This is a genomic window from Natronosporangium hydrolyticum, assembly GCF_016925615.1.
GTDB classification, from domain to species: Bacteria; Actinomycetota; Actinomycetes; order Mycobacteriales; family Micromonosporaceae; genus Natronosporangium; species Natronosporangium hydrolyticum.
The window spans coordinates 4782165-4794270 of record NZ_CP070499.1; the positions used below are offsets into that span (position 1 = coordinate 4782165).

At 70.8% G+C, this 12106-nt stretch carries 17 protein-coding genes; 9 read left to right on the forward strand and 8 right to left on the reverse strand.

Translation table 11 applies throughout. The features are described 5' to 3' along the window. Positions 1–5 precede the first annotated feature (5 nt). From JQS43_RS21420 to JQS43_RS21435, 4 genes are all read left to right on the forward strand, one after another. Positions 6–662, forward strand: a complete 657-nt coding sequence (locus JQS43_RS21420) for a 5-formyltetrahydrofolate cyclo-ligase (RefSeq protein WP_239679524.1) — start codon at positions 6–8, stop codon at positions 660–662. A gap of 74 nt (positions 663–736) precedes the next feature. Continuing rightward, on the forward strand, positions 737–1126 hold the full coding sequence (locus JQS43_RS21425; protein ID WP_239676172.1) for an FmdB family zinc ribbon protein: 390 nt from the start codon (positions 737–739) through the stop codon (positions 1124–1126). 139 nt (positions 1127–1265) lie between these two features. After that, positions 1266–1958 carry a hypothetical protein gene (locus tag JQS43_RS21430; RefSeq protein WP_239679594.1) on the forward strand — a complete coding sequence of 231 codons (693 nt, stop codon included), beginning with the start codon at positions 1266–1268 and terminating at the stop codon, positions 1956–1958. A 128-nt stretch (positions 1959–2086) separates the two neighbouring features. Next, positions 2087–2308, forward strand: a complete 222-nt coding sequence (locus tag JQS43_RS21435) for a hypothetical protein (protein ID WP_239676173.1) — start codon at positions 2087–2089, stop codon at positions 2306–2308. A gap of 44 nt (positions 2309–2352) precedes the next feature. Here JQS43_RS21435 and JQS43_RS21440 read toward each other — a convergent pair whose 3' ends face one another. Then, positions 2353–2838 carry a DUF2231 domain-containing protein gene (locus JQS43_RS21440; protein ID WP_239676174.1) on the reverse strand — a complete coding sequence of 162 codons (486 nt, stop codon included), beginning with the start codon at positions 2836–2838 and terminating at the stop codon, positions 2353–2355. 163 nt (positions 2839–3001) lie between these two features. Between JQS43_RS21440 and JQS43_RS21445 the strand changes: the two genes are divergently transcribed. Genes JQS43_RS21445 through JQS43_RS21455 form a run of 3 tightly spaced genes read left to right on the forward strand, consistent with a single transcriptional unit; the run spans position 3002 to position 5171 of the window. Further along, a complete protein-coding gene (locus tag JQS43_RS21445) occupies positions 3002–3427 on the forward strand; it encodes a Fur family transcriptional regulator (protein WP_239676175.1) in 426 nt (141 codons plus the stop codon). A 22-nt stretch (positions 3428–3449) separates the two neighbouring features. Next, entirely contained in the window at positions 3450–4319 is an 870-nt protein-coding gene (locus tag JQS43_RS21450) for an oxygenase MpaB family protein (protein ID WP_239679525.1), read from the forward strand. A 30-nt stretch (positions 4320–4349) separates the two neighbouring features. Further along, entirely contained in the window at positions 4350–5171 is an 822-nt protein-coding gene (locus JQS43_RS21455) for a glutaminyl-peptide cyclotransferase (RefSeq protein WP_239676176.1), read from the forward strand. Between the two features lie 57 nt (positions 5172–5228). On the opposite strand, the gene JQS43_RS21460 is transcribed toward JQS43_RS21455, so the two are convergent. From JQS43_RS21460 to JQS43_RS21470, 3 genes are all read right to left on the reverse strand, one after another. Beyond that, positions 5229–5879 (reverse strand): formylglycine-generating enzyme family protein, encoded by a 651-nt coding sequence (locus JQS43_RS21460; protein ID WP_239676177.1) that lies wholly within the window; start codon positions 5877–5879, stop codon positions 5229–5231. A 117-nt stretch (positions 5880–5996) separates the two neighbouring features. Next, positions 5997–6392, reverse strand: a complete 396-nt coding sequence (locus JQS43_RS21465; RefSeq protein WP_239676178.1) for a TA system VapC family ribonuclease toxin — start codon at positions 6390–6392, stop codon at positions 5997–5999. Then, positions 6389–6622, reverse strand: coding sequence for a hypothetical protein (locus JQS43_RS21470; protein WP_239676179.1), 234 nt, complete (start codon positions 6620–6622; stop codon positions 6389–6391). Before JQS43_RS21470 ends, JQS43_RS21465 begins: the two co-directional genes overlap by 4 nt. Positions 6623–6879: 257 nt before the next feature. Between JQS43_RS21470 and JQS43_RS21475 the strand changes: the two genes are divergently transcribed. After that, positions 6880–7431 (forward strand): DinB family protein, encoded by a 552-nt coding sequence (locus JQS43_RS21475; protein ID WP_239676180.1) that lies wholly within the window; start codon positions 6880–6882, stop codon positions 7429–7431. 131 nt (positions 7432–7562) lie between these two features. Beyond that, the gene (locus JQS43_RS21480) at positions 7563–7892 is read left to right on the forward strand and encodes a MazG-like family protein (protein WP_338037134.1); all 330 of its coding nucleotides are present in this window, start codon (positions 7563–7565) and stop codon (positions 7890–7892) included. Positions 7893–8072: 180 nt separating this feature from the next. Here JQS43_RS21480 and JQS43_RS21485 read toward each other — a convergent pair whose 3' ends face one another. The 4 genes from JQS43_RS21485 to JQS43_RS21500 form a co-directional block, all read right to left on the reverse strand. Continuing rightward, a complete protein-coding gene (locus JQS43_RS21485; protein ID WP_239676181.1) occupies positions 8073–8696 on the reverse strand; it encodes a class I SAM-dependent methyltransferase in 624 nt (207 codons plus the stop codon). A gap of 104 nt (positions 8697–8800) precedes the next feature. Beyond that, entirely contained in the window at positions 8801–9766 is a 966-nt protein-coding gene (locus JQS43_RS21490; RefSeq protein ID WP_239676182.1) for an ion transporter, read from the reverse strand. 74 nt (positions 9767–9840) lie between these two features. Beyond that, positions 9841–10740: a RecB family exonuclease gene (locus tag JQS43_RS21495; RefSeq protein ID WP_239676183.1), complete on the reverse strand. Its 900-nt coding sequence runs from the start codon at positions 10738–10740 to the stop codon at positions 9841–9843. 43 nt (positions 10741–10783) lie between these two features. Continuing rightward, positions 10784–12106 carry a hypothetical protein gene (locus tag JQS43_RS21500; protein WP_239676184.1) on the reverse strand — a complete coding sequence of 441 codons (1323 nt, stop codon included), beginning with the start codon at positions 12104–12106 and terminating at the stop codon, positions 10784–10786.

Below are 12106 nucleotides of genomic sequence, written 5' to 3' on the forward strand. Positions count from 1 at the left end.
TTCGGGTGTCGGATTCTGGCGAACCAATCGATCATGCGACGTCGAAGGCGGCGCTGCGGTCCCGGCTGCTCGCCGCAAGGCGCCAGCTGACCGACCGGGAGCGCGCGACCGCGGCCGCCGCCGTGCAGGCCACGCTGCACCAGGTGCTCGCCGCGCTGCCCCCGCCGGCCCGGGGCGGGCTCACGGTCACCGCGTACGCCCCGTTCGGGGCGGAGCCGGGCGGGGCCGACCTGCCCGACGTCCTGCTCGCGGCGCTGGCCGACCAGCCGGCCGGCGGCCGGTTGCTGTTGCCGGTGCTGCGGCCCGACCTGGACCTGTCCTGGGCCCGCTACGAGGGCCAGTTGGCGGCGGGGCACCGCGGGATGCGGGAGCCGGTCGGGCCGCGGCTGGGCCGCGGCGCGGTCGCCGAGGCCGACCTGGTGCTGGTCCCGGCGGTGGCGGTGGATCAGCGCGGGGTCCGGTTGGGCCGCGGCGGCGGGTCCTACGACCGGGCGCTGGCCCGGGTGCCGGCCGGCGTCCCGGTGTTGGCGCTGCTGCACGACGGGGAGTTGCTGGCGGAGGTGCCGGCCGAGCCGCACGACGCCCGGGTCACCGGGGCCGTCACCCCCGCGTCCGGGCTGGTGAGGACGGCAACGGGCGGCTCCGATCCGATCGCTTGTTAGCACTCCAATTGATTGAGTGCTAGATTCTAGGGCACCCGGCGGCCAGCCGGGGTCAGAGCGCGATGGAGGTTACCGTGCCGACCTACCAGTACGCCTGCACCGCGTGCAGCCACCAGCTCGAGGCGGTGCAGTCCTTCTCCGACGAGGCGTTGACGGAGTGCCCCGAATGCCAGGGCCGGCTCCGCAAGCTGTTCGGCTCGGTCGGAGTGGTCTTCAAGGGCTCCGGCTTCTACCGCACCGACTCCCGGGCCGCCGAGAATGGCAAGCGCGGCAGCAACGGTTCGGAGGGCAAGGACGCCGCCGGCAAGAGTGAGGGCGCCGGGAAGTCGAGCGACGCCAGCTCCACCGGCAGCTCCGACAGCAGCAGCTCGGGCAGCGGTGCCTCGGGCAGCGGCGGCAAGGACTCCGCGGCCAGCTCGGGCAGCGGCAGCAAAGACAAGGCCAAAGCCAGCACCAGCAGCTGACCCGGGGGTCCCCGGCGCCGGGTCCAGTGGCACGTTTCCCCGGCGGGTTTTCCACAACCACCTCGCTAGGGTCGCTATCCACAGGTCCGGCCCGCGGCCGGTTGCGGTCGCCGGGTGAGCGCTCCTAGCCTCCGGCAGCATGGCCTTCACCCCCGTGCGTGCCCGGCGCGCGAACTCGCTCGCACCGGTCGGCCGGCTGCGACTGCCCCGGCGGGCCACGCTGGCACGGCTGGTCGCGGTCGCGGCGCTGCTGCTCACCGCGGCCGCCGTGCTCTACACCGGCGGGCGCGACGGCTCCGGCGACCGGGAGGCGGGGTCGCCGACCGTCCCGAGCCCGACCCAGCAGCCCGGGCCGAGGCCCGCGACGGCACCCGCCCCGGCGGGTTGGCCGGAGCCTGGTTCGGTGCACTGGCCACAGCCCCCGGGTGCCGGCGCGGTCGACCCGGACGCGCCACCGGGTCGACTGCCGGTGCCGAGCGGCCGGGTTGGGGTGCCGGTCCGGCTCGCCGACCCGGCCAGCCTCGCCCTGCTCCGCCCCGGTGATCGGGTCGACCTGTTCTCGGTCGAGACCGCCTTACTCCGACCGGCCGAGCAGACGCCGGCCGAGCAGACGCCGCCCGAGCTGGTGCCGCCGGCGCCATCCCCGACCGCGCCATCGCCGTTGCCCGCACCGCCGCCATCGGCGGCTCCGGTCGAGCTCGCGGCGGGCGCGATCGTGCTCGCGACCGACCGGCCATCCGGTGCGTTGCTGCTGGCGGTCACCCCAGCGGAGAGCCGTACGGTGCTGGCCACCCCAGCGACCGCCGCGCTCGCCGTGCTGCTGCCCCCATAGCCCCAACCGCCGCCGCGGCCACCCCTCCCTCCCGCCGATCCTGAGCGTGGCAACAGACTCGCCGGGGATGTCGGCTAACCCGCTCATGATCGGCGCGGTGGGGGGCGGAGTTCGGTAACGTCAGCAGCGTGAGTTACCCGGGGCCGCCGCCGACCAGCCCGCCACCGCCGGGGTGGCGCCCACCGGTTGTGGCCGAGCCGACGCCGCCGCGAACGCTGCCTCCGCAGGACCACACCGCGCTGACCACGGCGGAGCGGCAGGCTCAGCTGGTCACCTGGGCGGTCGGCGCCGGCGCCGGCGTCGTCGCGCTACTGCTCAGCTGCGTGCTGGTCGGCAGGTTACTGGGCTGAACCGGGTACTGAGCTGAGCCGCTTACTCGGCCGACCGCGCGGGCTTAGTCGGGCAACCGGCCGCCGTGCGACATCTCACTGCCCGTATGCCCGACCCGGATCAGGTAGTAGACCGCTACCGCGGCCAGCACCAGCACGATGGCCGACAGCAGCCACGCCACCCACCGCCACAGCCCGGAGCCGCTCTCGGTCCCGCGGCGGACCGCCGCCAGCACCAGCGTCGCCGCGCCCAGCCCCAGCGACGACCACATCGACAGGACGCCGAACCCGGCATGCGCCTGCACCGGCAGATCCGGGTCCAGCTCCGCGGTACCGAACATCACATCCCGGTACGCGTCGCCGGAGAGCTTCGCCACCACCGCCGAGAGCGGCGCGACCACCGCCAGCGCCACCACCAGCCAGCCGACCAGCGCCCGGACCCTCGGCAGCAGCGCATAGACCGCAGCCATCACCGCCAACGCCGGGATCAACACCACCGGCAGGTGAACCGCCAGCGCGTGCAGCGGCAACCCTTGAAAACCCTCGAACACGTCTAACCCCTCCACCTCAGAAGACGAAGCGAAGAGCGTTCGGGTTCAATCACTGTCCGACAGATCCCATATCAGTACGGGAGTCCGCTCATCCGGCCGGCAACGGCCCGCGTACCGTGGCTTTTTCTTGAAGCATTCCAACCAGCCGTGGTGTTATGGAAGGGTGGCGGGCACAGACTTACTGCGCGCGGCCGGTCTACGGGTGACCCGGCCGCGACTCGCCGTGCTCGAAATCCTGCACGACGGCGGCCACCTGGAGGTCGACGAGATCGCTACCCGGGTCCGGCACCGCCTCGACTCGGTCTCCACCCAGGCGGTCTATGACGTGCTCGGGGCGCTCTCCCGGGCCGGGCTCGCCCGTCGGATCGAACCCGCCGGCTCGCCCGCCCGGTATGAAGCGCGGGTCGGCGACAATCACCACCACATCGTCTGCCGAGGCTGCGGCGAGATCGCCGATGTCGATTGCGCCACCGGCCTGGCCCCGTGCCTGACCCCGAGCGACGGGCACGGGTTCGCCATCGACGAGGCCGAGGTGACCTTCTGGGGGCTCTGCCCGGACTGCCAGACCCGGCCCACTACGGAGGGTTAGGCGACGGCTCGTGACCGCAGATATGGGACTTTTCGGACCTGGGTCGGTGACCTGGCGGGTCCATGACGAGCCGATCCTCGCGCTGGGCGGGCTGCGGGCGTTGTTTCTGCAGGCGCTACACCCGCGCGCGATCGCCGGGGTGGTGCAGAACTCCGGTTACAAGGCCGATCCCTGGGGGCGGCTGTTCCGCACCATCACCTACGTCGCGACCACCATCTACGGCACCACCGACGAAGCGCAGGCCGCGGGGCGCCGGGTCCGCGCCGTTCACCAGCGGATGTACGCCACCGACCCGATCTCCGGCCAACGATTCCGGGTCGACGAGCCGGAGCTGCTGCGCTGGGTCCACGTCACCGAGGTCGACTCGTACGCCACCACCGCCCGGCGCGCCGGCCTACAACTGACCGACGACGAGTGGGACGGCTACTGGTCGGAGCAGCGACGGCGGGCTCCGCTGGTCGGACTCGACCCCACCAGCGTCCCGGGCACCGCCACCGACGCGGCGGCCTACCTCGCCGAGGTACGCCCCGAGTTGAAGATGACCCGGGACGCCGCTGACACGCTGGTCTTTCTCTCCGTCCCGCCGCCACCGTGGCGACCCGCCGCCGGTGCGACCGGTCAGAGTTGGCGGCGCCGGACGCTCACGATGCTCGGCAGTGGCCCGTTCCGGGCAGCCAGTTTCGGGATAGCCCTGACCGCGTTCAGCCTGCTGCCGCCGTGGGCACGGCGGCTCTACGGCGGGTTGGGGCTACCCACCACCGATCTGGGAGCCACCGTCTCGGCCCGGAGCCTGCGGCTGGTGCTCAACAGCATGCCGCACCGGTGGTATGAGGGGCCGCTCTACCAGGCTGCGATGGCCCGCGCGGCCGCCGCCGCACCGACACCTTCCTAGATCGACGTTGATGACGGTAGGGTAGCCATCATGCGTAGCCGGCGACCCTCCATCACATCGACGATCGGCTCGGCCGTCCTGGTGCCTGCGCTGCTCGCCGGCTGCACGAATGAGGTCGGCACCGCCGACGACGCCGGCGATCCCGAGCCGGTGGCGCAGCTGACGGTGACCGTGCTGGAGCGCTACCCGACCGACCCGGCGGCGTTCACGCAGGGCCTCGAGCTATTCGACGGCCAGCTCTATGAGAGCACCGGCCAGTACGGCGAATCCGACATCCGGATCTCCGATCTGGAGACCGGTGAGGTGGTTCAACTGGAGCCGTTGCCGGCGGAGTTCTTCGGCGAGGGCCTGACCATCGTCGACGACTCGGTCTGGCAACTGACCTGGCAGGAAGGGGTCGCGTTCCGGTGGGACCGGGACACCCTCGTCGAGCAGGAGCAAGTCTCCTACGACGGCGAGGGCTGGGGTTTGTGCCACGACCCGGAGCGCGACCGGTTGGTGATGAGCGACGGCAGCGCGGAGTTGACCTTCCGGGACCCGGAGACCTTCGAGCCGACCGGTTCGGTCGAGATCACCCGGGATGGCGAACCGCAGCCGATGATCAACGAACTGGAGTGCGTCGGCGATCAGGTCTGGGCCAACATCTGGCTCACCGACGAGATCGTCCGGATCGACCCGGCGCGCGGCGTGGTGGAGGCGGTGGTTGACGCGTCGGGTCTGCTCACCGAGGAGGAGGGCGTCGGCGCGGACGTGCTCAACGGCATCGCGGCGATCCCCGACACCGACACCTTCCTGATCACCGGCAAGCTCTGGCCCTGGCTGTTCGAAGTCAGATTCGACCCGGCCGGGTAGCAGCGCATCGATGATCGCGAAGGCTTAGGCAGGCTTTAGCGTGCCGACCCTACGCGATCATGCGTACCCGCCAGCGATCGCGACTCGGAACCCCACGTCGTCGATCTGGTAGGTGGGATGGCTACGCCGGCGCACGGCAACCCGGCAGCTCCAGTGCTCGTCGAACCAACCGCCGCCCCGGAGCACCCGGTAGGTGCCGTAGACCTCGGCGTCATAGATGTCCCAGCACCACTCCCAGACGTTGCCCAGCATGTCGGACAAGCCCCAGAGGTTGGGCTGCTTACCCCCCACCTCGTGGATTCGCTCGTGTGAGTTGCCGCGGTACCAAGCGATCTCATCGAGCGGGCCGTAACGCGGGCCGGTCGTGCCGGCACGAGCGGCATGCTCCCACTCGGCCTCGGTTGGCAACCGGTACCCAGCCGAGGAGACGTGCTCGACGGTCCCGGCGCTCGGGTCGAGGTGATATGCGAGCGGCAATCCCTCGCGTGTAGACAGGGCGTTACAGAACCGGATCCCGTCCCACCACGAAACCTGCTCCACCGGCAGCTGGTCCCCGGCAGCCGCGCTCGGCCGCTCGCCGGTGACCGCGAAGTACTGGGCTTGGGTAACCGGGAACGCCGCGAGCCGATAGGGCTCCAGCGCGACCGGCCACCGGCGTTGCGTGCGACGATCCGATAGCGTCACCTCCCCCGCCGGGACGGAGACCATGGAGATTCCTGCGTCTGCGCCCATAAGAAGCCGAGCTTATCTGGCTCTGGCTCTTCGAGGTCAGCTTCGACCTGCCAACCGGACGACCCGCGGCAGTACGAACCGAGGTAGGGCCGATCACACGGGTATGAGCTCCGCGACATCGCCGTGGAATTGCGCGAGGCCTTTGTCGAAGGTTGCGAGACGGCCGCCGTTGGCCCGAGCCAACTGAGCGAGATAGGCGTCGGTCACCTGCCGGTGACCGATGACGCCCTTGAAGGCGACTCTGTCATACGGAAGGCTGTCCGGCCAGAACTCCCGGCGGGGATGTTGCGCCACCATGCCGATGAGCTGCTCGACATCTTCGGCGGCCTTCCCAGCACGGAATGCGAATCGGGCCAGCGCTCCCTCGGTGACAGGACAGGTGGCGAAGCTCTCCTGGAGATCAACAAACCATCGCTGGGCCGCTCGGTGATGAACGTGGTCTGTGTTGAGCAGCGCGATCAGGACGTTGGCGTCCAGCAAGCTCGTCACTCGTCGTCCTCCAGGGACCGCACATCCTCCGTGGTGATGACCTTGCCGACACTGAAGACCGGCAAACCGGTCAGCTCGTCCCGGGTGATAGGCGAGTCGCTCGGCTGCCCTTGGCCGAGAGCCCGTCGCATCAGATCTGCGACGGTCTCACTCAGCGTTCGGGACGTGTCGCGAGCGATGGCAAGTGCCTGCTGATGCAGATCCGGCGGAAGGTCGATGGTCGTACGCATACCACAATACTACCTCCGCATCGTGATGCGGCATCACGATGCACGTCCTAGGCAGAACCACACCGTCCCGGACGGCCTGCCGAGATCACCCGTAAGGAATGTCTGCCCCTGGCTGTTTCACGTCGAGTTCGTGCCCGCGAATCCGTGACCGGCGCTGGCACCACATACCGTGGTCAACAGGTCAGCGGCACCTGGCCAGCAGGGTCAGTGGCGAAAATCCGGTCGCCGTAGGCCAGAAGTGATCTTAGGGTGTGCCGATGGACGGGCCCCGGCTGGAGGTGCTGCGGCACCAGCTGCACATCGCATGGTCGTTGACTGAACTGGTGGTGGACGGCCTCACCGACCGGGAGTGCCACTGGTCGCCGGCGCCCGCAGCCTGGGGCGTACGGCGTGCCGAGGACGGAGACTGGTACCCCGACTGGGTCGAGCCGGAGCCCGACCCGCCGCCGGTCACCACGATCGGATGGCTGACGTGGCACATCGACATGTGGTGGTCGATGGTCTACGACCACGCCTTCGGCGCCGGAGCGCTTCAGCCCGGGAAGATCCGATGGGCGGGTGACGCGACAGCGGCGGTGGCACGGGTCCAGCAACTGCACGAGCAGTGGGCGACGGCGCTCGCCACGCTGAGCGAGGGGGAGCTCGACGCCGCCGACCGGACCGGTTGGCCTTTCCCCGCCGGGAGCCCGTTCGCGCAGGTCGTCGGTTGGGTCAACGTGGAGCTGATGAAGAATGCCGCCGAGATTGGCCAACTCCGCCGCATCTACCGCCACCGCGACCCGGCAGCACCCCTCGAAGATCACCAGTGAGGAGTCTCTGACCGTAGCTGCTCGAAGTCCAGTTCGTCGCCTTGACCAGCTCTGCGCATGCCGCACATCGCCGCGGCCCGCCCTCCCTTAGGCTGATGATCGTCCTGCCTCGATTGCGGCAAGGAGACAACGTGGACGACCAGACCATGCGGGCGGTGCGAGCGGCGGTAGCTTGGCTGGACGAGCACCAGGGCACCGGGCGGGAGCAGCAGACCATCCGCATCCTCAAGCTGACCGAGGAGGCCGGCGAGGCGGCGCGGGCGTGGATCGGCGCGACCGGTCAGAACCCGCGCCACGCGGTCACGCACAGCGTTGACGACGTGGCCGCGGAACTCGCGGATACCGCGATCACCGCGCTGGTGGCGATCGAGAGCTTGGGCTGCGACGCCAACCAGGTGATGGCCGATTGCGCAGCCAAGATCCTGGCCAGGATCGGGAGGTCGCCGGCGGGTGTCGATTAGGGCGCTGGGCAAGGAGCGTGCCACAGCCCAACTTGGTGGGCTGAATGGCGCCCGTTTCGCCCTATAGGCACAGTTTGCCGTGCCAGTGGATCACCACTCAACCCACCAAGAGGCCGGCCCGCCCTTCGCCGGTGCCGACGGGAGCTCGATGCGCCGCCTAGGGGACGGCTGCGAGTCGGATCAGGTCGCGTCCCGGTGCCGGACCCGCACCAGCGCCCACTGGTATTGCCAACCTGGCGACTCACCCCAGGTGACGAAGCGCTCGACCGCGCCCGCCCGGGCCAGCATCCGCCGCAACCTGTCGTGCGATCGTCGACTGAAGAACCGGGGCGGAGTGATCACGTCGCGTTCGCTGGCCCCCTCGTGATCCACTCCGCCCCACAGGCCCACCGCCAGCGGCGCGCCGGGCAGCAGCTTCGACACGATCGCATCGATGGCGGCGTCGAACCGGGAATCTGGTACGTGCAGCAGGGTGCTCATGCTCCAGCCGGCCTCGAAGCACCGGGGTGGGAACGGCATGTCCCAGATGGTGGCCTGGTACGCGTCCACGCCGGCACGCCGGGCCAGGCGCACCTGCTCGGCGGCGAGGTCCACCCCGCTTACCTGGATGCCGGCGGCGGCGAAGACCGTGGCGTCCCGACCCGGGCCAGTGCCGACCTCAAGCAGCGTGCGCCGGCCCTCGGCGCGCAGTAGGTCGAGGAACTCCGCCCGACGAATGGCCCGCTCGGGGTCGACCTGACGCTCCGCCCGCAACGTCGCATCCTGGTCGTAGTAGGCCATGAGGTCGAGCGCCAGCTGGTCCATGTCGGCGACCCTACAAGGTGGAGGTCGGCGGCGATGGTGCTGCTGCTCCCACCCGGCCGCTCGAACTGGCCGGGGTCCGCTCGGTCCAGCCCCGGCGGGCTCGATCACCGCTCCTGGAGCAGCTCTCTGAGCGCCCTAACCTCGCTGCGAAGCGCGGTCAACTCGGTCAGGATCGCCGCGTCCGCTCGCTCGGCTGCCGCCGGAGACCTCGGCGGCGGCACCGCGGCGCCCCCGGCAGCGGTCCGCTCCGAGTGGTCCGCGGCGTCGGTAGCGCCCCGCGCCTCGGCAGGGCCCACGGTCTCGGCAGGGCCCACCGCCTCGGCAGGGGCCACGGTCTCGGCAGCGGCCTCCGCGGCGGCTGCGGCCTCGGCGGCGTCTGCGGCGTCCGCGGCACGCACGTTCTCCATCGCGTTCACCATGACCGCCAGGAACAGGTTGAGCACCACGAAGGTCGAGATCAGGATGTAGATCAGGAAGAAGATCCACGCCATCGGTTCCTCGGCCATCACCCGGTCCGCGACCTCCGGCCAGCTCTCCCCCGTCATCACTTGGAAGAGCGTCCAGAGAGAACGGCCCAGGTTCCCGAAGTGGTCCGGGCTAGCCTCCGCGAAGAGCTTGGTCGCCATTACCGCCGAGACGTAGACGATGAGCACCAGCAGGCCCACGATCGAGGCGACCCCGGGCACCGCGGCGAGCAGCGTCGCCACCACCCGACGCATGCTGGGGATGATCGAGACCAACCGCAGCACCCGCAGCACCCGCAGCGCGCGCAGCACCGAGAAGGCGCCGGTCGCCGGCACCAGCGCGATCCCGACCACGATGAAGTCGAAGCAGTTCCACGGGTCCCGGAAGAACCGCAGCCGGTAGGCGTAGAACTTCGCGGAGAGCTCCAGCACGAAGATGCCGAGGGCCACCCGGTCCAGGCCGGTCAGCAACCCGCCATGGGAGTCCATGATCGCCGGGGAGGTTTCGAACCCGAGGGTGGCCGCGTTGATGACGATCACGATCATGATCGCGTGCTGGAAGCTTCGCGCCTCCACCAACCCTCGCACCCTGTCACGCAGCGACACTCGCGGCTCCCTCCGGCTGACCGAACCGAGCCATTATCGCGTCGGCGCAGGTCGGAGGAGCAGGCGAGGCCGGGCTAGCCGATCTGGTCGACTTCTTCCACCGGCCCGGTAACCGGCGCCGCCACCGCCGACCACGGTTCCTTAGCGGGAAGGTCACGGCCGGCGGGGCAATGACTACGGAAGTCGCACCAGCCGCAGCGGGGTCCGGGGCTGATCGGGAAGACTGTGTCCGGGTCGCCGCCTCCCCGCAGCTCCTGCTCGGCGGCGCGGATGTCGGTGGCGGTCGCTTCGGCCCGGCGCACCTGCCGGGCGATCGACTCCTCGGAGAGTTCGGCCGCCGCCACCGTGCCGGTCGGCAGGTGGTGCAGCTCGACGCGGCGGCTGGTCCGCCGGAACACCCGCGCCGCCGCGAACGCGTAGAGCGCCAGCGCCGCCGAGGCGCGGGCGTCGTCCGCGGTGGGCTGCCAGCGGCCGGTCTTGTAGTCGACGATCGCGAGCCCGTCACCGGCGAGCGGGTCGATCCGGTCCGCGCGACCACTGAACGCCATCACCGAGGTACGCGCCGCCACCCCTCGCTCGACGCCGAGCGGCTCTTCGGGCATGGCGACCGTGTCCACGTACGATTCGAGCCAGCCCAGCGCTCGCCGCCACACTGCGCGTTCCTGCTCGACATCGCGGTAGCCGTCCCTTACCCAACCGGCTTTCAACAGAGTGGGCGCGGCCTCAGCCCGACGCTGCGAAACCGGCAACTCATACCAGTTGCGCAGGGCGTTGTGCAGGCTGGCGCCGAGCGAGTTGTGGGCCCACGGCGGACCTTTCGGGGGTGCGGGACGATCCAGGTACGCGTACCGGAAGCGACGCGGGCAGTCTTCGTACGCGCCGAGTTTGCTGGGGGTGGCGACCACCAGTTGGGCAGGCATCCCGGGGAGTTGCGGTTGCTGCTCCCCGGTGTGGTTTGTGGCCGCTCGTCGCATACCACCGATCCTGCCAGCCGGCTGCGACTCGGCTGCCGGCGGCTCAGCCGGTCGCCACCACCGGGACCGGCCCGGTGAGCGGGTAGTGCCCGACCGGGACGTCATCATCACCGGTGGCGAGCTGGCTGGGACGCACCTCCAGCAGCCCATCACCGGTGTCGAGCAGCGCCCGATCGGAGGTGAGCCACAGCGGAGCCGCCTTGGGCTGCGCCAAGCCGACTAATGGGATCGACACCGACGACTGCGGGGCGTCGAATGCCGCCGCTAGATCGACCAGCACCGGCTCACCAACGCCGGCCGTAATCAGCCAACGCCCCTGCGGTGAGGCCGCGGCCGGGGCACCGTCGAGCAGATCGCCGACCAGGGCGCGGGGCAGGCACCGAGTCTCCACCACCCGCAGCCGGTCGGCGAGTTCCAGCCTCGCCAGGCACTGTGCGTCGGCGTCGATGTCACCGTCGGCGTCACCTTCGATGTCACCGTCAGGATTCGCACCGGCCGGCAGCAGGCCGAGCGCGGAGCCGCCGTCCGAGAGCGCCCCGTAGACGTGGCGAAGCTCGCTGTTCCAGGTCGGTTGGTAATCCCCGGCGGCGGGTTGCCAGATGTCCCAGCCCGGGTCGGTGGTCCGCTGCAACAGCACCGCGTCGTGGAGCAGGCCCACCGGCCGCCCGTCGGCCGGCCCGGTGGTGCTGACCCGGCCGACCAGCTCACCCGCGACCAGCATGGCGACCGAGAGTAGCCGACCACGCTGCGCCGCCACCTGGTCGCCGTGGATCACCACAGCGTCCATCCCGGTCAGCAGCGACACCGGCGACTGGCCGGGCCGGACCCACCACAGTCGTTTCCGCCCAGGCTCCCCGCCGACCATCGCCCAACCGTCATCGACCCGGGCCACCGCGTGGACCTGCCGCACACCGGTCAGTTCGATCACGCTCCCGTCGGCGGCCGACAGCACCAGCTCGCCGGTGGTCCCCGGCCCCACCACCGCCGTCGCCAAGTCGGTGGCGAGGTCTTCGTCGACGGCGAGCCCGGCGGCAGTCTCCGGTTGCGGGGTGGGGCTGGCCGGACCACGCTCGCCGAACAGCCCGCTTACCGCACCGAGTTCGGAGCCGGTGGGCTCGGGCCAGCTGTGGATCCCGGCGCCGGTGGCGAGCACGGTCGCGACCACCACGGCGGCGATGCCGGCGAGGGTGCGGCGGCGCTGGCCGCGGCGGGCCCGGCTGATGGCGGCGCCGGCGAGGTCCCGCCGGGCGCCCGGGACCCGCGCCGCCTGGTCACCCAGGCTGCGTCTGAGCTGCTGCTCCCACTCCTGCCGGTCGGCCACATCAGGTAGACGCCGCGGGTCCGGCGGCAGGTTGCCCTGGGACAC